Here is a 19,613-nt window from a genome sequence, read left to right on the forward strand (position 1 = left end):
GGAGTGTGATGATGGCAGATCCTGCGTCCCTGCGATCGGGATCCTCGCGCGATCTGCCTTACCGCGTGGCGTGGCGGGCCCGCGGCGTCCATGCCGGTGCGCATCGCGGTCGTTCCTCCGGAGCCGGCGGCTTGTTTCGCGACCTTGCCACGCTGTTGGAGGCACCCGATCCGCGACGGCTCGATTTGCGCGCCAGCGTGCGCGATCCGTTCGAGCAGCTTTATGTGCGGCGCTTCGAGAAAAGCACGGCGATCACCCTGTACGCGCTGGTCGACGTCTCGGCGTCGATGGGTTTTGTCGGCAACATGCGCAAGCTCGAGGTGGCGGCGGCGATCTGCGCGGCGCTGGCGTTGTCGGCGCGGCGGATCGGCGACAGTTTCGGCGTGATCGGCTGCGACCGCGAGATCGTGCCGGAGCTGCATTTTCCCGCCACGCGTTCGCGCGCCGGGGCAGCCGCCGCGGCGCTGTCGGCGTTCCGGCCAAAGCGGCGCGGCGCCGGCGGGTTGATCGACGCGGCGGCGCGGATTGCGGGACGGCGCAAATTGGTGCTGCTGATCTCGGACTTCCAGATCGAAGCCGACGAATTGAGCGCCGTGTTCGAAGCCTGTGCCGCGCACGACACCGTTCCGGTGCAGCTGATCGACAGCGCGGAATTGGTGAGCCTGCCACGCTGGGGATTGCTGCCGCTGGCCGATCTGGAGACGGGGCAGCGTCGATTGGTGCTGTTGCGCCCTTCGCTCAAAGCCGCCTGGGAGCGGGCGCGCGCCGAGCATGACGCCCGGCTCGAAGCGCTGGCCGCACGCTACGCCCGGGCGCCGTTGCGGATCGTCGACCGGCTGGACTGGGAGCGGCTCGCCGCGCATCTGATGGAGGCGCGCGGATGAGGACGCGCGGCCTTGTCGGATTTCTGCTGATGCTGTTGCTGATGTCGGTGCCGGCGAACGCCGCCGTGCATTGGCTGCGCATGGAGGAGCCGCGCAATTTCGGCTATTTCGTCGGCGATACGCTGCAGCGGCAGGCTTACATTCTGGTCGATCCCGAGGATACGCTGCAGGCCGCATCGTTGCCGAAACCCGGCCCGATCAGCTACTGGCTCGATCTCACCGGCGTCGCGGTCCGCGAAAGCCGCGCGCAGGGTGGCAAGCTCTACCGCGTCACGCTGGTCTATCAGAACTTCTACGTGCCGCTGGATCCGCGCAAGCTGACGATCCCCGAATGGCCGCTGCAGCTCAGCGATGGCGGCGGGGTGATCCCGGCCTTCGCCTTCACTGCCTCTCCGATCCGCGAATTGTTTCCCGAGAAGAGCGGCGAGACCGTTGCGACTTTCCTCAAGCCTGACGCCAGAGCCACGCCGGTCAGCGCGGGATGGGCACCGCATGGGCTGGCGCTCAGCGCCGCGATCGCGCTGCTCACACTGGTGCTGCTGGCGTGGCACTATGCGTGGTGGCCGTTCGTGGCCCGGCCGGACCGGCCGTTTACCCGCGCCGCCCGCGTCATCGCCGGGCTGGCCGGCGATGCCGTCGCCGCGGTGGATTATCGCGCCGCCTTGCTGGCGCTGCACCGCGCCTTCGACGCCACCGCAAAGCGCCGGTTGCTCGCCGACGACGTCGACGGTTTCCTGGCCCAGCATCCGGAATTCGCCGCCTGTCGTGCCGAGGTCGTGCGATTCTTTCAAAGTTCCCGGGACAGCTTCTTCGGAGGCCGCGCCACCGCATCGATGCCACTGCAGGCGGTGAAGACCCTCGCCGCACAGCTCGCGGCGGCGGAGCGGGCACGTTGAAGGCGCTGGCGCTCAGCACGCCGGAGGTGCTCTGGCTTGCGCCGCTGGCGCTGCTGCCGCTCGCGGTCCGGCTTCATGTGCCGCAGGCCTTTCCGTCGCTGGCCGCATTCGCCGGCGATCCGCTGTCCGCGGCGCTCGACGTTGGCCTGCGGCTCGCCGGATCGCTGGCGATCCTGGCGCTGCTGCTCGGCGCCGGCGGCCTGCATCTGGCGGGGCAGAGCAGTCAGCAGATCGGCAGCGGCGCCCATATCGTGCTGGTGATCGACCGTTCCAGCAGCATGGACGACAGTTTCGCCGGCAGCCGTCCGACCGCGGAGCAGGCGTCGAAATCGGCCGAGGCGCGGCGCTTCCTCCGATCGTTTGTTTCGATCGGCGAGCACGACATGTTCGGCGTCGCGATCTTCTCGACGGCGCCGCTGCAGGCGCTGCCATTGACCAGCCACCGCGAGGCGGTGCTGGCCGCGATCGATGCGATCGATCGCCCCGGCCTCAGCGAGACCGACATCGCGCGCGGCATCGCCATGGCGCTGGCGATGCACGACGACGATCCGTCGGCGGCGTCGCGCGCCATCGTTCTGGTGTCGGACGGTGCCGGCGTGATCGATCGGCGGGTGCAGGAGAAACTACGCGCCGCATTCCGCAAACGCCCGATCAACCTGTATTGGGTGTTCCTGCGCACCGCCAATGCTCGCGGAATTTTCGAGCCGCCGGGCGCGGGGGAGCGGGACGTCCCGCAAGTGGCGCCGGAGCGGCATCTGCATCGGTTCTTCCAGAGTCTGAAAATTCCCTACCGCGCCTTCGAGGCGGAGCGCCCGGAATCGATCGGCGACGCGATTGCCGAGATCGCCCGGTTGGAACGCCATCCGATCGTCTACGCCGAGCGCAGCCCGGCGCGGAGCTTGAGTCGGCTGGCCTATGCGGTCGCGGCGCTGGCGCTGGCGCTGTTGGTCGCAGCGCGCTTCGCCGAGGTGCGTATCACCGCGGGACGGCTACCATGAGCATGCTGCGTCGTCGCCTGCAGCAGATTTGGCGCGCGACGTGGACCGCGCTGCGGGCGGCGCGGGGAGGGGCGCTCGTCGTGGTGCTGATCGCCGCGTTGGCCGGCACGGCGGCCGTGATCGCGGCGATGATGGAGACCAACCGACAGAACGCGGTGGTTGCGCAATTGGCCGACGGCCGCGACGTGGCCGTCGATCCCGCCACCGCGCCCGATGCGCTGTTGCTGGCGCGGCATCATTTTCTCATTGTCCACGACCAGTTGGATGAGGCGCAGATCTTCGCCGAGATCGCGATCCCACGTGCCGCGCCGCATGTTCGCGCGCTGCTGCTGTACAATCTCGGCAATGCCCGGGTGCGGCAGGCGTTCGGCTATATCGAAAACGCCGATCTCGACCGCGCCGCCTCGTCGATCGGCCTTGCCAAGGCGAACTACCGGCAGGCGCTCGGCATCGAGCCGCAAGACTGGAATCTCAAACACAACCTCGACGTCGCGCAGCGCCTGGTGCGCGACCTGCCGCGCGGTTCGGCGTCGGAGGAGGACGAGCCGCCCCCAACCGACAAGGCCAAGCCGCTGTGGAGCGATCTGCCCGGTCTGCCGCGTGGCCTGCCATGACGCCCGCGCGGGATATCAAAGCCTGGCTGTTGGTCGCCGCGCTGATCGCGGCCTTGGCCGCAGCGTTGATGCCGCCGCTCGGGCTACGACAGGAGGTCTATGACGTCGTCGCGGTGGTCGATATCACCGGCAGCATGAACAGCCGCGACATGGGAGACGTGGCGCGACCGTTCAGCCGGCTTGCCGCCGCCCGCGATGGTCTGGAGCGACTTGCCGGGCTGCTGCCCTGCAGGTCGCGCCTCGGGCTCGGAGTGTTCACCGAACGGCGCGCCTTGCTGCTGTTCGAGCCGGTGCCGGTGTGCGCGAATTTCGACGCGATCACCGGCGCGATCAGGCAGCTCGATTGGCGGATGGCGTGGGAGGGCGACAGCTACATCGCCAAGGGCCTGTATTCGGCGATCGATTTGGGCGCCAGCCTCGATGCTGATCTGCTGTTTTTCACCGACGGCCACGAGGCGCCGCCATTGTCGGGGGGGCGCGTGCCGGAGTTTGAGGGCAAGCCCGGCGCGATCAAAGGGCTGATCGTCGGCGTCGGCGGCGATGCGAAATCTCCGATCCCGAAATTCGACGACAGTGGCCGCGAGATCGGAGCCTATGGTCCGCACGACGTTGCGCAGGACAACCGCCACGGCCTGCCTCCCGCGGGCGTGGAGGCGGCCGCCGGTTGGCACCCGCGCAACGCGCCGTTCGGCGCCACGGCGGCGAGCGGCGACGAACATCTGTCATCGTTACGCGAGCCGCATTTGCGGGCACTCGCCGAGGCCACTGGGCTCGGCTATCTGCGGCTCGGCTCCGACCGCGCCTTGCTCGATGCTGCGCATCGGACCCTGCGCAAGCGCAACCTGGTCGAGCCGACCGAGATCGGCGTCTATCCCGCTGCCGGCGCGCTCCTCCTCCTTGCCGTGCTCTACGGCCTGTGGCCGCTCGTGGCCGCCGGCCGGTCGCTGCGTTCAGAACCGAGATGAAAGGAATCTTCGATGCCGAAATTACTTGTACTCATCGTCGCGCTGCTGTTGGCGCCCGGCCTGGCCTTCGCCCATGGGCCGACGCCGCAGAAGATCGTGGAGACCATCGTGATCCAGGCGTCGCCCGCCGCGGTATGGCGTACGGTGAAGGACTTTGCCGGATTGGCGGGCTGGCATGCATCGGTTGCCGCCTGCGAGGGCCAAGGCGGCAATGCCAACGGGGCCACGCGCACCGTCACGCTCAAATCCGGCGGCAAGCTGGTCGACAGCCTCGACGAGTACAACGAAACCGAGAAATCCTATGGCTACCGGTTGGCGCAGGAAAACCTCGAAGCGTTTCCGGTCAGTTTCTACTCTGCCACCTTGACGGTGAACGCCAAGGGCGAGGGCAGCGAAGTCGAATGGAGCGGCCGATACTACCGCGGCGACACCGGAAACTATCCGCCCGAGACGCAGGACGATGCGGCGGCGACCGCGGCGATGAGCAAGTTCTTTCGCGACGGTCTGGAAAGTCTCAAGGCCAAGATCGAAGCATCGCGATGACGGCGGCGGGCTATGATGCCTCGTCGCGCGGAGCTATCACCGCAAGCCATGATGTTGCGTCTTGTCCGGCTCTTGGTCGCCTCGGGACACACGGACTCACACGCGGCAACTTGCATCATGGCGTGGAGTCTTTCGCTGCCGTATTGTCGCGGACGAAGCCCCGACGCCGGGTTTGTCGATATGCGGGGAGGAGAATCACCGAGCATGCAGATGCGCCAGACAACGCCCATCGTCCTCACGTCCGGCATGACCGAGCGTAGCGACGTCCAATTCTGGGACCGGGTCGCAGACAGATATGCAGCAAGGCCGATCAAGGACGTTGCGGCTTACGAAGCCATGCTGGCGGATGTCGCGTCCCGGCTTTCGGCGTCGGACCGGGTGTTGGAGATCGGCTGCGGCACCGGCGGGACAGCGATTCGCCTTGCCCCCGGCGTCTTGCAATGGAAGGCGACTGACCTGTCACCTGAAATGCTGCGGATCGCGCAGGCCAAACCCGCGCCGGCCAATCTGAGCTTCGCCATGGCAGGTGCAGAGCTGGCGGCCGGCGAGGCGCCTTATGACGCGGTTTGCGCCTTTCTGATTTTGCATCTGGTCAGGGACCTCCGCACATCGCTTGCCGCGATACGCGATCAGCTGAAACCCGGCGGTCTGTTGCTGAGCAAGACGTTCTGCTTCGGTGACATGAATATCGTGATGCGCCGTGCCGTCCTTCCCGCCCTTCAGGCATTCGGCATGGTGCCTCCGGTCAGCGTTCTGACATTGAGCGAGTTGCGCCAAGCCATCGTTGACACCGGCTTTGCAATCGAAGCCGAGCGCAGCTTCGGGCGCAATCGTCACAGCCATTATATCGTCGCACGCCGATCGTCCTAGGCGCGACGATATCCTACCGGAGTCAGGATGGCCGCGCCCACAATGCGTGGCCTGAACGATACAGCACATAGCCGGCCACGGTGAAGACGACGACCGCGAAGATGCGGCTGAGCGTGTTCTTGCGGGCGCCGAGCCGGGCTGCCAGCAACGTGCCGGCCAGCCCGCCGACCAGGCCGCCGGCCAGAAATTCCCCGGCGATGCGCCAATCGATCAGGCCCGTCAGCGAATAATTGAGTGCGGTGGCCAGTCCAAATGTCCCCACCGCCAGCAGCGAAGTGCCGACCGCATTGAGAGTTGTCATGCCGGTGGAAAGGATCAACGCCGGAACGATCAGGAAGCCGCCGCCGATGCCGAACAAGCCGGAGGCCGCGCCGGTGGCGAGCGCGGCGATCCCGGCTTTGACGCACAGCTTCAGGTCGATCGGCGGCGCGTCGGCGGCGGTGATCCGCCGTGGCCGCAGCATCAGGCCGGCGATAATCGCCATCACGATCCCGAACAGGAATAGCAACAGCTGTCCGTCGATGATCTTCCCCAGGCTGGAGCCGATCAGCGCTCCCACCGTTCCGACCAGTGCGAACACCATCGCGCAGCGCCACACCACGTGCTTTCGCAGCGCGTGGCCGATCAAATTCGCATAGGCGTTGACCGAAACCGCCAATGCGCCGGTGCCCAACGCGACGTGAGGCTCGCCCACACCGACGACATAGAGCAATAGCGGCGTCGCCAGGACCGAGCCGCCGCCGCCGATCAGGCCGAGGATGAAGCCCGACAACGCGCCGGACAGCACGCTGGAGATACTCTGGAATAGCATGGTTGCTTGTTTCCGGACCGCAGCGATGATTTTCGCTGCGGTCGCATCAGGCCTGTCGAACGCCGCCAAAGCTGTTTGGCGGAGCGGGCGAGAGAGTGGTTACAGCGCCCGCTTGGAGAAATACCAGTCCACGGTTTCAAGCCCCTCGGACATCCGCGTGGCGACTTCCGCGACGGTCATCGGCGGACCGACGATGATCTTCTCGCCGGGCTGCCAGCCCTCGGGCGTGGCGACGCCTTGGCTGAGGCTGGTCTGCAGAGCCTGCACCAGGCGCAGGATCTCCGCCACGCTGCGGCCGTTGGTCATGGGGTAGTAAACCATCGCGCGCAGAATGCCGTCTGGGTCGATGATGAAGGTGGCGCGCACCGCCGAAGTGTCGGAGGCGCCGGGATGGATCATCCCGTAGGCTTTCGCCACATTCATCGACAGGTCCTCGATGATCGGGAACGGAATCTCGACGCCGAATTTTTCCTTGATGTTGCCGACCCAGGCCAAATGCGAAAACACGCTGTCGATCGACAGGCCGAGCAGATCGCAATTCGCCGCTTTGAAGCTGTCGGCGGCTTTGGCGAAGGCGATGAATTCGGTGGTGCAGACCGGGGTGAAGTCGGCCGGATGCGAGAACAACACCAGCCAGCGGCCGCGATAATCGGCGAGCGTGCGGTCGCCGAAGGTGGTCTTGGCGGCAAAATGCGGCGCCGGCGCATTGATGCGCGGCAGCGAAGAGGTCATCGGTGCGGAAACCGGCGCGGGCGCCAAAGCGGCCGCCGGCACCGGCGTTTCAGGGATCGCAGGGACGGCAATGGCGGTGGTGGTGCAACTCATGTGAGTGGTCCGTTCTGTTGGAGGGGAGGGGAATTACAGGCCGTTCAGCGGCACTTTCAGGAAGCGCTTGCCGCTGGCGTCGGGCTGCGGCAATTGTCCGGCTTTCATGTTGACCTGCAGCGAGGGAATGATCAGCCGCGGCATTTCGAGGCCGGCATCGCGGGCGTTGCGCATCGAGACGAATTGGTCTTCGCTGATCGCCTCCTGAACGTGGATGTTGGTGGCGCGCTCCTCCGCGACCGTGGCTTCCCAGCGGATGTCGCGGCCGTTCGGCGCGTAATCGTGGCACATGAACAGCCGGGTTTCGCCGGGCAGCGCCAGGATCCGCTGGATCGAACGGTAGAGCTTTCGCGCATCGCCGCCGGGAAAATCCGCCCGCGCGGTGCCGGCGTCCGGCATGAACAGCGTGTCGCCGACGAATGCCGCGTCGCCGATCACATGGGTCATGCAGGCCGGGGTGTGGCCGGGGGTGAGCAGGGCGCGCGCTGCGAGCCCGCCGATCGCGTAAGCCTCGTTGTCGGCGAACAAATGATCGAACTGGCTGCCGTCGCGCTGAAAGCCGCGGTCTTCGTTGAAGACCTTGCCGAAGGTGTCCTGCACCACGGCGATGCGGTCGCCGATGGCGATCTTGCCACCCAGATGCTGCTGCAGATAGGGGGCGGCGGACAGATGGTCGGCGTGAACATGGGTCTCGATCAGCCATTCGACGCGCAAGCCGGCGCCGCGGACATGGTCGATGATGGTGTCCGCGGAGCGGTAGCTGATCCGGCCGGCGGCGTAGTCGAAGTCGAGCACGCTGTCGAGAATCGCGCAGGCCGGGGAGCGCGGGTCCTTCACGACGTAACTGATGGTGTTGGTGACTTCGTCGAACAAGGCTTTCACCTCGGGGCGCAGTGCCGGATCGGCGAGTGGTTCGGATCTGGTCATTTTGGCGGTCCTGAAATTCAAGCGTTGTCGTGTGGTAGACCTGGCGATATATTCACAAAAGCGAATTAAACTTGTTTCTGTAATCGGAGGAGGCGATCACCGTGCGCCCGCTGCCGAACCTGCGTCAGTTGCGTTATCTGGTCGCGCTGGCTGATCAGCTGCATTTCGGCCGGGCCGCGGAAAGCTGCGCGGTGACGCAGTCCACGCTGAGCGCCGGCATTCATGAACTCGAGGTTCTGCTGCGGGTTGCAGTCGCGGAGCGCACCAAGCGGTCGGTCATTCTCACCCCGATCGGGCATCGGCTGGTGGAGCGCGCGCGCCTGTTGCTGCGCGACGCCGAAGGTTTGATGGATTTGGCGGCCGATGCATCGGAGCCGATGTCCGGCATGATCGAACTCGGCGTGATTCCGACCATCAGCCCGTTCCTGCTGCCGCGGCTAGTCCCCCACATCAATCGGCAATATCCGCTGCTGCGATTGACGTTGCGGGAAGACAAGACGCTGGCACTGCTCGACTGGCTTGGCGCCGGTCGTCTCGATCTGGTGTTGATGGCCTTTCCCTACGATACGCCGGGCTGCGAGACGTTCATGCTGTTCGACGACGCCTATCGCTTCGCCTGTTCGACCCGGCATCCGCTGGCCAAGGCCGAGTTGGTGAACGTCCATACGCTGGATGGCGAGGCGCTGATGTTTCTGGAGAAAGAGCAGTGCCTGCACAGCCACGCGCTGCCGCTGTTCGAAATCGCTCCCGAACAGGCCGTCACCAGTTTCGCGGCCACCAGTCTGCACACCCTTGTCGCCATGGTGGCGGAAAATCTCGGCACCACGTTGCTGCCTGACCTCGCCATCAACGGCGGCATCCTGCAAGGCAGCGCGGTGGCGATCCGGCCGCTGGCCGGCGACGCCAACAACCGACAAATCGGCCTCGCCTGGCGCAAGCAATCGGCGCGCTCGGACGCCTTCATCCGACTGGGCCATTTGTTGCGGGATTGGGCCGCGGTGAATGTGAGAGCGTTCAAAGAGCGTTAGTTCGCGCCCTCTCGAATAGAACATCGCCCGTTGCCGGCCGACCTGTTTATGCAAGGCCACGCTCGCGCAGAGCAACGGTCAAGGATGCGACAAGTCGCGAGCCGTTTCCGCATCCGCAACCTCCCGCTTCCGGCCCAAAGCCTCCGACCCAAGGGGACTTGCAGCGTAGCTGCGGCCCATAGTCGCCGAGAATCGCTCAAAAAGATATGTTTTTGCTGAATGAAAGATATATCTTTACAGTTCAGGCCTTGAGATATAAGTTCGGCCTTGACAAAAAAGATATATCTTTGACGGCTCGAGCGAGCCGGATCGGAAAGCTCTCACCCTTGTCGCCAACGCTCCGACGAATTTCTATGGGAGCATCGATTGATCGCTCAGACCTCAAGGCAACCAGCAGGAGAACGACATGACCTCCGCAACAATTCCCGACCAACCCACCCGGCGTGACGTGCTTTTTGTCGCGACCGGCGCCGTCGCTGCACTAGGTGCCGCCGCCGTGGCCTGGCCATTGGTGGCGCAGCTCAATCCGAATGCCTCCACGGTTGCTGCGGGTTTTCCGCTCGAAGTCGATCTGGCGCCGCTTGCGGTCGGGCAGGTGATCAAGGTGTTTTGGCGCGGCCAGCCGATCTTCATCAGCCATCGCACGCCGCAAGAAATCCAATCGGCACAGAACGCCGATTGGAAGAGCTTTCGCGATCCGCAACCTGATTCCGAACGCGTCAAGGCCGGCCACGAGCAATGGCTGGTGGTCTCGGCGATCTGCACCCATCTCGGCTGCATCCCGACCGAGCACCAGGGCAACTACGACGGCTGGTTCTGCCAGTGCCACGGCTCACAATATGATTCCTCCGGTCGCGCCCGGTTGGGCCCGGCGCCGCTCAATCTTGCGCTGGTGCCGTATGAGTTTCTCTCCGACAGCAAGATCCGCATCGGCACGAGCTGAATTCCGGGCGCCCGACGTGTGATCGCCGGCTGCAACGTCTCGCGCCGCGTAGGGCGGCGCGGTTTGCTTGCGCTTTCTGCGTTGGTTGGAATCCCTGTGATGGACGGCTGGTCGGCCGCAAGCCAGACGTTGCGCGTTGTCGGGTTCGACGGGGCGCACGGCATCGACCTGCCGAAGCCGACGACGAGCACGCCATCGTAACGATCGACGTCGAGCCCGAGCACAAGGCCAAGCATGGCAGAGCAGCACCAGCGCTCCGGCGAGCTCCACGACTTCACGTCGAGACCGGCAGGCCAGAACCTCGCCCGCCGGCAGAACCGCAATCCCATGCGTCGGATCCCCACCCAATGGCAGACCGTCACTCGATCACAGGCCACCAAGACCCGATCCGCCGGCTGTTGCGGAACGCCACGCTTCCGCCGGCCGCCGGGACAGCACAATCTCGCGCCGCGTGCGTCCGCGCGGCGTGTCCACTTACTCGCGCCCCATGGGGCTCAACTGGATCGAAGACAATGAACGCGTCATGGCCCGGTCGAAAAATGCCACGCTTTATGATGTTCGATGGAGCCCACGGCATCGATTTGCCAAAGCCTCACGTCGCGTCGACACCGGCCGCGCCATCTCACGCCCATCTCGATGGCGAGATTTGCGATGGCGGCCATCGCATGCTGGTCCGGGTCTATTATGAGGACACCGATTTTTCCGGCATCGTCTACCACGCCAACTATCTTCGCTTCCTGGAACGCGGCCGCAGCAACTATCTGCGCCTGCTCGGCGCCGATCAGCGCGCGCTGTTTTCGGACGGCGTCGGCGAAGCGCCAGGATACGCGTTCGTGGTGCGGGCGATGCAGCTCGAATTTCTCAGATCCGCAAGGATGGACGACCTGCTCGAAGTCGAGACCCGGCCGCTCGAGGTGAAGGGCGCTTCGATCACGATGGGGCAGCGAATTCTCCGCGATGGAACCGTGCTGTTCGAAGCCAAGGTCAAGGTGGCGTTCGTATCCGGCGGGCGGCCGCGCCCGATCCCGAAAGCGATCCGGACCGCGATGTCGGCGGACGGTGCCGGCCCGGATTTCGCAAGCTCAAACGTCATGGCGTCGAAATCGATCTCTGGAGACGAGCCATGCTGATCGCCGTCGCCAGCCAGAATTTTTGGACGGTCACCGCTCATGCCGGCAAGAGCTGTCGCTTCCTGGTGTTCAAGGTCGCACCCTGCCGCGCGCCTCTCGAGGTCGAGCGGTTGGATCTGCCGAAGCAGCTGTCGATCCACGCATTCAAGGGCGACGGACCGCATCCGCTTGACGCGGTGGATGTGGTGATCGCCGGCAGCGTCGGAACAGGATTCGCCAGCCGGATGGCGGCGCGCGGCGTTCGTGCCGTTGCGACTGCCGAGATCAATCCGGCACTCGCGGTCGCGCGCTTCATGGCCGGAACACTCGCTCCGCCGACGCGGCCAGCGTCTGTCGGGAAAGACAGATGCGAATGCGAGTGCCTGACCGACGCCTCGCTCGCGTCGGACCACCTCACGACACAGCCGGGCTTCACCCGGTGCCCCCTTCCTGAAAGCAAAATCGATCATGACTAAACCCTTCGCCTCCCGCATTGCTCTCGTCACCGGCGCCTCGCGCGGCATCGGCTATGCCGCCGCGCTCGCGCTGGCCGAAGCCGGCGCGCATATCGTCGCGGTGGCGCGCACCCAAGGCGGCCTCGAAGAGCTCGACGACGCCATCCGCGGCATCGGCGGCAGCGCCACGCTGGTGCCGCTCGATCTCACCGATTTCGAAGCCATCGCGCGGCTCGGCGCCGCGCTGAACGAGCGCCACGGCAGACTCGACGTTATGGTCGCGTCAGCCGGCATCGCCGGGCCGTCGTCGCCGCTCGGCCACATTCCGATGAAGCCGTGGAGCGACGTGATCGCGATCAACCTCACCGCGAATTTTCAATTGATCCGCTGCATGGAGCCGCTGCTGCGCAATTCGGACGCCGGCCGCGCCGTGTTCCTGACCTCCGCCGCGGCTGCGGGGGCTCCTGCCTATCGCGGCCCTTACGCGGCGTCCCACGCGGCGCTGCAGACCTTGGCGCGGGTGTGGGCGCGCGAGACCGCGATTACCAAGATCAAGATCAACCTGTTCGATCCCGGCCCGACCCGCACCAAACTGCGCGCCACGGTGATGCCCGGAGAAGACCCGCAGACCTTGCCGACGCCGCAGCAGGTTGCCGAGCAGATCGTGCCGCTGTGTGCCGCCGACTTTGCCGAAAGCGGCAAGCTTTATGACTACACGAGCCGCACGGTGAAGGATTTTGCCGTGCTGTGAATCGCAGCGCGATAGGTTTATCTGGATCGATGCAGACCTCGGACAAGCGATCGATCAGGGAACGGCTCGGCGCGCTGCGGAACCTGAAGCCGTTTATCGCGATGGTCTGGCGCACCAGCCCATCGCTGACCCTGACCTCGCTGCTGCTGCGGCTGTTGCGCGCCGTGCTTCCGGTGGCGACGCTGTTTGTCGGCAAATTGATTATCGACGACGTCGTGCTGCTGGTGCAGCTGCCGGACAAGCCGTCGACTTTCGCGCAGTGGCTGGACAGCGGCCGGCTGAATTGGCTGGGCCTGTTGCTCGCCGCCGAGTTGGCGCTGGCGATCGTGGCGGATCTGCTCGGGCGCGTGGTGGCGCTGGTCGACAGCTTGTTGTCGGAGCGCGTGACCAACGCCTCCAGCGTGCGGCTGATGCAGCATGCCGCGACGCTGGATCTGGAAGATTTCGAGGACGCCGATTTCCAGGATCAGCTGGAGCGGGCGCGCCGGCAGACCAGCGGCCGGATGACGCTGATGGCGCAATTGTTCGGTCAGGCGCAGGACATCGTGACCGTGGTCAGCTTCGCCGGCGGGCTGATCTTCTACGCGCCGTGGCTGATCGCGCTGTTGCTGCTGGCGCTGGTGCCGTCGTTTCTCGGCGAGGCGCACTTCAGCGCCAAGAGCTATTCGCTGGATTTCGTGCGCACGCCGGAGCGGCGCGGGCTGGACTATGTCCGGCAGACCGCCGCCAGCGTCGAGACCGCCAAGGAAGTGAAGATCTTCGGGCTCAGCGGCTTTCTGATCGACCGTTACGTGCGCCTCGCCACCGAGTTCTACGCCGCCAACCGCAATCTGGCGCTGCGCCGCGCCGGCTGGGGAAGCCTGTTCACCGCGCTCGGCACCACCGGCTATTATCTGGCCTATGGCTATATCGTGTGGCGCACGCTGGCCGGCGAATTTTCGGTCGGCGATCTCACCTTTCTGGCGGGCTCGTTCCGCCGGCTCAGCACGCTGCTCGAAGGGCTGTTGAGCAGTTTTTCGAGCACCGCAAGCCAGGCGCTGTATCTCAACGACCTGTTTGCGTTCTTCGAGGTCAAGCCGGAGATCCTGTCGCCGTCCGATCCGCGGCCGTTCCCGCAGCCGATCCGCGAGGGCTTCGTGTTCGAGGATGTCGGCTTCATCTATCCCGGCGCCGAACGGTGGGCGGTCCGCCATCTCAGCTTCGCGCTGCGCGCCGGCGAGATGCTCGCCCTGGTCGGCGAGAACGGCGCCGGCAAGACCACCTTGGTGAAGCTGCTTGCGCGGCTCTATGACCCGGACGAAGGCCGGGTGCTGCTCGATGGCCACGATCTGCGAGACTATGACCTCGACGCGTTGCGCGGCCATATGGGCGTGATCTTTCAGGACTTCTTCCGCTACAACCTCACCGCCGCCGACAATATCGCGGTCGGCAAGATCGACGCGCGCGACGATCGTGACCGCATCGAACGGGCCGCCCGCAGCAGCCAGGCCGACGAGGTGATTGCGCGATTGCCGGGCGGCTACGAGCAGATGATCGGCAAGCGGTTTCGCAACGGCGTCGAATTGTCCGGCGGAGAATGGCAGAAGATCGCGATCGCGCGCGCCTATATGCGCGAGGCACCGGTACTGATCCTGGACGAGCCGACCGCGGCGCTGGACGCGCGATCCGAGTTCGAGGTGTTCCAGCGCTTCAAGGCGCTCAGTGCCGGCAAGACCGGCATTCTGATCTCGCACCGCTTTTCCAGCGTACGGATGGCCGATCGGATTCTCGTGCTCGCCGACGGCAAGGTGGAATCCGCCGGCACGCACGACGAACTGATGACGCAGGGCGGCCGCTATTCCGATCTGTTCGAGCTGCAGGCCGCCGGCTATCGCTAGCGGCTGGCCCGCGCTCCGTATGCGCCTGGTGCGAGAACCGTAAATTTCAGGATGAGAGCCGGTTTCTCGAAACCGGCTACCGCAACTCCAGCTTGTTGCCGCGCCACACCTGGCATAGCCTCCGCAACAGCCCCGCGAGTTGGATGATCTCCATGATGATCGTCGTCAAACGCAAGATGCGCAGAACTCGGATCGGGCTGCTGAGCGCGCTCGCCCTGTTAGGGGGCGTGGTGGGCGCGGCAGCGGCGGGGCCGTGGCGAGCGGGTGAGGGCAACACTCGCGGCTGGCAATTGATGAGCCCGCAAGAACGCATCGAGCACCAGGCGCGGGTGCGTGGTTTCACCGATTATGAGACCTGCCAAGCCTACCGGAGCCGACATCACGACCTGATGGTGCAGCGTGCCCAACAACGCGGCTTAGTATTGCCGGGCTCCCACTGGGATTTCTGCGACCGTCTCAAGTCGATGCCGTCCTCGCCGCCGGCTTCGGAGTGAGCCGATGACCGGCTTGGCATCGACGCTGCGGTTGCTGTCCATCCCGCTGCTCTCCGTCGCCGTGCCGTTCGGCTTTGTGCTGTGGGCTTTTCCCGAGGACCTGGCGCCGGCGCGGATGATCGGGATCGTCGTCGGCTGGATCGGCTGCGGGTTGCTGCTGGTCAGCCTGCTGTTGATGCTGCGCGAACCCCGGCTGGCGCGCTGGCTCGGCGGGTTGGAGCGCATGTATCGTTGGCACCACGTCACCGGCATCCTGGCCTATGTGGCGCTGCTGCTGCATCCGCTGGCGCTGGCGGCGAATGGACTCTCGACGTCGCCGGCATTCGCCTGGGAGACGTTATCGGCGTTCGACGAGGGATGGGCGGTCTGGTCTGGCTGGCTTGGGCTGCTGGTGCTGATGCTGGGATTGATCGTCACGTTCAGTCCGACGTTGAACCAACGGCTGTCATACGGCACCTGGCGCTGGCTGCACGCTGCGCTGGCCCTCGGGGTATTGCTCGGACTGGTTCATCTTGTGCTGCTCGGCATCGACGAACCAGTGCTGCCGATCATCGCCGTGGTGGCGCTGATCCTGGCTTGGCGTGCGCTGCGCGGCGATCTCGGGTTGGCGGCGCATCCCTACATCGTGAGCTCGGTGCAGCCGATTGCAGAAGGCGCCGTCGAGATTGGCTTGCGCCCGCTCGGCGATCCGCTCGCCATCGCCGCGGGACAGTTCGTATTGGTGGCGTTCTTTGCCGGCCCGACCTATCGCGGTTGCGGCGAATTTCATCCCTTCACGGTTAGTTCGATCGATCCTGACCGGGTGCTACATGTCGGCGTGAAGGCCCTCGGCGACTGCACCCGGCGGATGCTGTCGATTGAGCAGGGCGTCGCGGCGCGGGTGATGGGCGGGTTCGGCAATTTTCTCGCTGACCGTAAAGCCGCTCCGCAATTTTGGGTGGCGGGTGGCATTGGCGTGGCACCGTTCGTCGCTCTGCTGCGGGCCGGTCATCTCAGCGACGCAACGAGGCTGCTGTACCTCTATCGCAGCGAGGCCGACGCGGTGTTTCTGTCGGAATTGCGCACGATCGCGGCATCCGACCCGCGGCTGTCGCTGCAGGCCGTGGCGACCGGCGATACTTTGCCGGACCTGACGCAGATTCTCCCCGATGCCTCGCAGTTATCCGGCTGCGATTGCTATTTCTGCGGACCGCCGGGCTTGATCGCGGCGCTGGAGCCGTTGCTGCGCGCCAAGGGCGTCACCGCCCGCCATATCCATTACGAAAACTTCGAGTTCAGATGATGCGCAAACTGTTCATCGCAACGACTGCGACGTTCTGGGCCATGGTGCTCGCATTCTGGGGCGGCAGCCTGTGGTCGCCCGACGCCGAGCAGCCGCTCGCCGCAGCCCCTGACCGCGCGATTGCCGCCGCCGAACTGGCCAAGCACACCACACCCGAAACCTGCTGGATGGCGATCCGCGGCGACGTCTACGATCTCGCCGCCTATCTGCCGGACCATCCGTCACGGCCGCAGATCATCGAACCATGGTGCGGCAAAGACGCCACCGAGGCCTACAACACCAAGACCAAGAACCGGCCGCATTCCAAGGAAGCCGACGAGATGCTACCTAAATACCGGATTGGCCGGCTTTTGCCGGAGCGTTAGTCCCACGGCAAAATGCCGAACCCGGGGCACGATCGGATCAGCACGGCGGCGTGGGGCTGATTTGCGCGACCTTATGATGCGTTATATAGATTGGCTATATGACGATTATTGAGGGGTCGTTTCGATCGCCCCGCACGCCGCCGCCATCCGATCAATCCGTGGAGATTATCATGCCTGCCGTTGCGACACGCCGCTCACTCATGGTCGGACTAGGCTCCTTGGCGCTGGCCGGCTTGGCGCCGCGTCGCGCATTGTCCACGCCGTCCCGCGGGCTGCAGATTTTGGGAGCACCGAACGGCTCGACCGTCGTGCTGGTCGATCTGATCGAATCCGGGGCGCTGGCGGCGGCGGCGCCGGACGTGAGCTTCCGGCTGTGGCGAACCACCGACGATCTGCGCGCCGGCATCGTCTCCGGCAATACCAAGATCTTTTCGACGCCGAGCCATGTGCCCGCCAACCTCGCGAGCCGCGGCATGCCGCTGAAGATGCTTTGCCTGCTCGGCATGGGGCATCTGTCGGTGATCACCAGCGACGACAGCATCCGGGATTTTCATGACCTGGCCGGCAAGCCGATGCTCGGCTTCTTCCGCAACGACATGCCGGATTTGACCTTCCGGGCGATCGCAAAAATGGAAGGGCTCGATCCCGACAAGGACATTCAGCTGAGCTACGTGCAAACCGCGATGGAAGCCGCGCAGATGCTCGCCGCCGGCCGCGCCACCACCGCGATCCTGTCCGAGCCGCCGGCCACCGCCGCCATGGTGATGGCCGCGCAGCAGGAGCGCAAATTGCGTCGCGCCTTCGAACTCACCACGATCTGGGGCCGACACAAGCCGAAGCCGCGGATTCCGATGGCGGGGATCGCGCTGCATGCCAGCCTGCTCGACGACGCGCCGGATTTGGTTGCAGCATTGCGTGCCGGGCTGTTGCCGGCCAAGCAGCGCGTGCTGGCCGATCCCGCGGCGGCGGCGAAGCTCGCCGAACGCCGCATGGAGATGCGGCCGCAGATTTTTGAGAAGGCGTTTCCCTATATGCATATCGACGTGGTGTCGGCGAAGGAGGCCAAGGCCGAACTGATCGACTTCTACACCACGCTGCTCGCGCTCGAGCCGGAAGCGCTCGGCGGCAAGCTGCCGCCCGACGATTTCTATCTCGACCTCTGACATGAGGCGCGGCGAGGGCGCCAGCGATCTAATGTGGGGCGCCCTCGGTGTGGCGCTGCTGGCCGGCGGCTGGAGCTGGATCAATCGGGCGTCCGGCCCGTTCGTGCTGCCGAGTCTCGGCGACACCGGACTGGCGCTCGTGCGTATCATCAGATCGGCCGACACCTTGCCGACGGTCGCCGCCACGCTCGAACACGCCCTGGGCGGCGTGGCGATCGGCGCCGGCATCGGCTTCATGGTCGGGTTAGCCGGTGGTTTCGCCCGACCGATCGGCGCCACCATAGCTCCGATCGCCACTGCGATCCTCGGCGTGCCACCGATCGCCTGGGTGGTGTTGGCGCTGTTGTGGTTCGGGCCGGGCGGCTTGGGGCCGCTGTTCACCGTGGCGATCACCGCGATGCCGATCGTGTTCGCCGCCAGCTTGCAGGGCGTGCGCTCCCGCGATCCGCAGCTCGCGGAAATGGCGCGGGTGTTTCGGCTGCCGATGCGTAGCCGGTTATTCCGGATCATGTTGCCGGAGCTCGCCACCATACTGGCGCCGGCGCTCGCCACCACTTTCGCGATGGCCTGGAAGGTCGCGCTGATGGCCGAGGTGCTCGGCGACGGCAGCGGCATCGGCGGCCGCTTCGCCACCGCGCGGGCCCACCTCGATCTGCCGGAGGCGATGGCCTGGATCGTCATCGTGGTCAGCTTCGTGCTGATCAGCGACGTGCTGCTGCTCGGTCGGCTGCGGCGCTGGGTTGGCCGCTGCCGCGCGCCGGCGCTCGCGCAGCAGAGCCGCGGGGCCGCAAGCGGCGGCGGCGGCGCGATGCGGGACAAGTCATGCTGAGATTCTCCGACGTCGGCTTCGTCATCGACGGCGGGCTTCTGCTCGCGTCGCTGAACCTGGTGATCGCGCCGCATGACATCGTGGTGATGGTCGGGCGTTCCGGCATCGGCAAGACCACCGCGCTGCGGCTGGCGGCCGGCTTGGAACGGGTCAGCAGCGGCGCGCTCGACAATTCATTCGCGCGAACCGCGATGGTGTTTCAGGAGCCGCGATTACTGCCCTGGGCGAGCGCGCTCGACAATGTCGCGCTGGCGCTGGAGGGCGGCGATCGATCACGGCTGCAACGTCGCGAGCTGGCCGCGCAATGGCTGCGTCGGCTCGGATTCGACGCCGCCGACTTAAGCAAGCATCCGCTGCAGCTCTCCGGCGGCATGCAGGCCCGCGTCGCCATCGCGCGGGCACTGGTGACCAAGCCGGACCTGATCCTGATGGATGAACCTTTCGCTGCGCTGGATTTGGCGCTGCGGCGCGATCTGCAGGCGCTGACCCGCGCGCTCTGCAGCGAGACCGGCGCGGCCGTGCTGTTCGTGACGCATGATCTGGCGGAAGCCGTGTGCCTCGCCGACCGCATCGTAGTGATCAGCGGCGCGCCGGGGACGATCACCGCCGAACTGCCGCAACGCCCGGCGTCGAGCCTCAGCGAGATGTGGTCGGCGGTCGCCGAGTTGTCGCGACGCGCGGAGATCACCGCTGCCTTCGAGCCGGCCTGACCCAGACGGCCTTGGCCAGACTAGGCCGTGAGCCATTTGGCGATGTCGTCCGCCTTGGGCAGACCGCCGGCATGCACCACCTTGCCGTCGATGACGATGCCCGGCGTCGAGACCACGCCGTAGCCGGCGATCGCCGCATAGTCGCTGACCTTCTCGATTTGGATCTCGGTGCCGAGCCGGTCGGCTTCCTTTTGCACCATCTCGGCGGTGGTGGTGCAGCGGGCGCAGCCGGGGCCGAGGATCTTAATGTCTTTCATGGCGATTGCTCCAGGAC

At 65.7% G+C, this 19,613-nt stretch carries 23 protein-coding genes; 19 read left to right on the forward strand and 4 right to left on the reverse strand.

Translation table 11 applies throughout. The features are described 5' to 3' along the window. The first annotated feature begins 8 nt into the window (after positions 1-8). From RPC_RS09585 to RPC_RS09615, 7 genes are all read left to right on the forward strand, one after another. Positions 9-884 (forward strand): DUF58 domain-containing protein, encoded by an 876-nt coding sequence (locus RPC_RS09585; protein WP_011472373.1) that lies wholly within the window; start codon positions 9-11, stop codon positions 882-884. Next, complete coding sequence (locus tag RPC_RS09590; RefSeq protein WP_011472374.1) at positions 881-1,780, forward strand: hypothetical protein; 900 nt, start codon at positions 881-883, stop codon at positions 1,778-1,780. Before RPC_RS09585 ends, RPC_RS09590 begins: the two co-directional genes overlap by 4 nt. Then, on the forward strand, positions 1,777-2,778 hold the full coding sequence (locus RPC_RS09595; protein WP_011472375.1) for a vWA domain-containing protein: 1,002 nt from the start codon (positions 1,777-1,779) through the stop codon (positions 2,776-2,778). Before RPC_RS09590 ends, RPC_RS09595 begins: the two co-directional genes overlap by 4 nt. After that, positions 2,775-3,392, forward strand: a complete 618-nt coding sequence (locus RPC_RS09600) for a hypothetical protein (RefSeq protein ID WP_011472376.1) — start codon at positions 2,775-2,777, stop codon at positions 3,390-3,392. Before RPC_RS09595 ends, RPC_RS09600 begins: the two co-directional genes overlap by 4 nt. Next, a complete protein-coding gene (locus RPC_RS09605; RefSeq protein WP_011472377.1) occupies positions 3,389-4,357 on the forward strand; it encodes a vWA domain-containing protein in 969 nt (322 codons plus the stop codon). The genes RPC_RS09600 and RPC_RS09605 overlap by 4 nt, the downstream gene beginning before the upstream one ends. A gap of 12 nt (positions 4,358-4,369) precedes the next feature. Then, complete coding sequence (locus RPC_RS09610; protein WP_011472378.1) at positions 4,370-4,900, forward strand: SRPBCC family protein; 531 nt, start codon at positions 4,370-4,372, stop codon at positions 4,898-4,900. A gap of 210 nt (positions 4,901-5,110) precedes the next feature. Beyond that, on the forward strand, positions 5,111-5,770 hold the full coding sequence (locus tag RPC_RS09615; protein ID WP_415914838.1) for a class I SAM-dependent methyltransferase: 660 nt from the start codon (positions 5,111-5,113) through the stop codon (positions 5,768-5,770). A 22-nt stretch (positions 5,771-5,792) separates the two neighbouring features. Here the strand turns inward: RPC_RS09615 and RPC_RS09620 are convergent, their stop codons facing one another. From RPC_RS09620 to RPC_RS09630, 3 genes are all read right to left on the reverse strand, one after another. After that, a complete protein-coding gene (locus RPC_RS09620; RefSeq protein WP_011472380.1) occupies positions 5,793-6,581 on the reverse strand; it encodes a sulfite exporter TauE/SafE family protein in 789 nt (262 codons plus the stop codon). 99 nt (positions 6,582-6,680) lie between these two features. Continuing rightward, complete coding sequence (locus RPC_RS09625) at positions 6,681-7,406, reverse strand: peroxiredoxin (protein ID WP_011472381.1); 726 nt, start codon at positions 7,404-7,406, stop codon at positions 6,681-6,683. Positions 7,407-7,439: 33 nt separating this feature from the next. Then, positions 7,440-8,333, reverse strand: coding sequence for an MBL fold metallo-hydrolase (locus tag RPC_RS09630; RefSeq protein ID WP_011472382.1), 894 nt, complete (start codon positions 8,331-8,333; stop codon positions 7,440-7,442). Positions 8,334-8,434: 101 nt separating this feature from the next. Here RPC_RS09630 and RPC_RS09635 point away from each other — a divergent pair, with 101 nt between their 5' ends. From RPC_RS09635 to RPC_RS09690, 12 genes are all read left to right on the forward strand, one after another. Continuing rightward, a complete protein-coding gene (locus RPC_RS09635; protein ID WP_011472383.1) occupies positions 8,435-9,361 on the forward strand; it encodes a hydrogen peroxide-inducible genes activator in 927 nt (308 codons plus the stop codon). A gap of 406 nt (positions 9,362-9,767) precedes the next feature. Further along, a complete protein-coding gene (petA, locus tag RPC_RS09640) occupies positions 9,768-10,304 on the forward strand; it encodes a ubiquinol-cytochrome c reductase iron-sulfur subunit (RefSeq protein ID WP_011472384.1) in 537 nt (178 codons plus the stop codon). A 665-nt stretch (positions 10,305-10,969) separates the two neighbouring features. After that, positions 10,970-11,434, forward strand: a complete 465-nt coding sequence (gene ybgC / locus RPC_RS09645; RefSeq protein WP_415914817.1) for a tol-pal system-associated acyl-CoA thioesterase — start codon at positions 10,970-10,972, stop codon at positions 11,432-11,434. Continuing rightward, complete coding sequence (locus RPC_RS09650) at positions 11,428-11,889, forward strand: NifB/NifX family molybdenum-iron cluster-binding protein (RefSeq protein ID WP_011472386.1); 462 nt, start codon at positions 11,428-11,430, stop codon at positions 11,887-11,889. The genes ybgC and RPC_RS09650 overlap by 7 nt, the downstream gene beginning before the upstream one ends. After that, a complete protein-coding gene (locus tag RPC_RS09655; RefSeq protein WP_011472387.1) occupies positions 11,882-12,619 on the forward strand; it encodes an SDR family NAD(P)-dependent oxidoreductase in 738 nt (245 codons plus the stop codon). The genes RPC_RS09650 and RPC_RS09655 overlap by 8 nt, the downstream gene beginning before the upstream one ends. A gap of 29 nt (positions 12,620-12,648) precedes the next feature. Then, entirely contained in the window at positions 12,649-14,496 is a 1,848-nt protein-coding gene (locus RPC_RS09660) for an ABC transporter ATP-binding protein (protein WP_011472388.1), read from the forward strand. A 152-nt stretch (positions 14,497-14,648) separates the two neighbouring features. Then, positions 14,649-14,990 (forward strand): hypothetical protein, encoded by a 342-nt coding sequence (locus RPC_RS09665; protein WP_415914818.1) that lies wholly within the window; start codon positions 14,649-14,651, stop codon positions 14,988-14,990. Positions 14,991-14,994: 4 nt separating this feature from the next. Continuing rightward, positions 14,995-16,272: a ferric reductase-like transmembrane domain-containing protein gene (locus RPC_RS09670; RefSeq protein ID WP_011472390.1), complete on the forward strand. Its 1,278-nt coding sequence runs from the start codon at positions 14,995-14,997 to the stop codon at positions 16,270-16,272. Further along, positions 16,269-16,637: a cytochrome b5 domain-containing protein gene (locus RPC_RS09675; protein WP_011472391.1), complete on the forward strand. Its 369-nt coding sequence runs from the start codon at positions 16,269-16,271 to the stop codon at positions 16,635-16,637. Before RPC_RS09670 ends, RPC_RS09675 begins: the two co-directional genes overlap by 4 nt. Positions 16,638-16,807: 170 nt before the next feature. Then, the gene (locus RPC_RS09680; protein ID WP_011472392.1) at positions 16,808-17,800 is read left to right on the forward strand and encodes an ABC transporter substrate-binding protein; all 993 of its coding nucleotides are present in this window, start codon (positions 16,808-16,810) and stop codon (positions 17,798-17,800) included. Between the two features lies 1 nt (position 17,801). Then, positions 17,802-18,629, forward strand: a complete 828-nt coding sequence (locus RPC_RS09685; protein ID WP_011472393.1) for an ABC transporter permease — start codon at positions 17,802-17,804, stop codon at positions 18,627-18,629. Then, positions 18,623-19,339: an ABC transporter ATP-binding protein gene (locus RPC_RS09690; protein ID WP_011472394.1), complete on the forward strand. Its 717-nt coding sequence runs from the start codon at positions 18,623-18,625 to the stop codon at positions 19,337-19,339. The genes RPC_RS09685 and RPC_RS09690 overlap by 7 nt, the downstream gene beginning before the upstream one ends. A 20-nt stretch (positions 19,340-19,359) precedes the next feature. Here the strand turns inward: RPC_RS09690 and RPC_RS09695 are convergent, their stop codons facing one another. Next, positions 19,360-19,596: a thioredoxin family protein gene (locus RPC_RS09695; protein ID WP_011472395.1), complete on the reverse strand. Its 237-nt coding sequence runs from the start codon at positions 19,594-19,596 to the stop codon at positions 19,360-19,362. Positions 19,597-19,613: the final 17 nt, after the last annotated feature.

This window comes from Rhodopseudomonas palustris BisB18 (assembly GCF_000013745.1).
Taxonomy (GTDB): Bacteria; Pseudomonadota; Alphaproteobacteria; order Rhizobiales; family Xanthobacteraceae; genus Rhodopseudomonas_A; species Rhodopseudomonas_A palustris_F.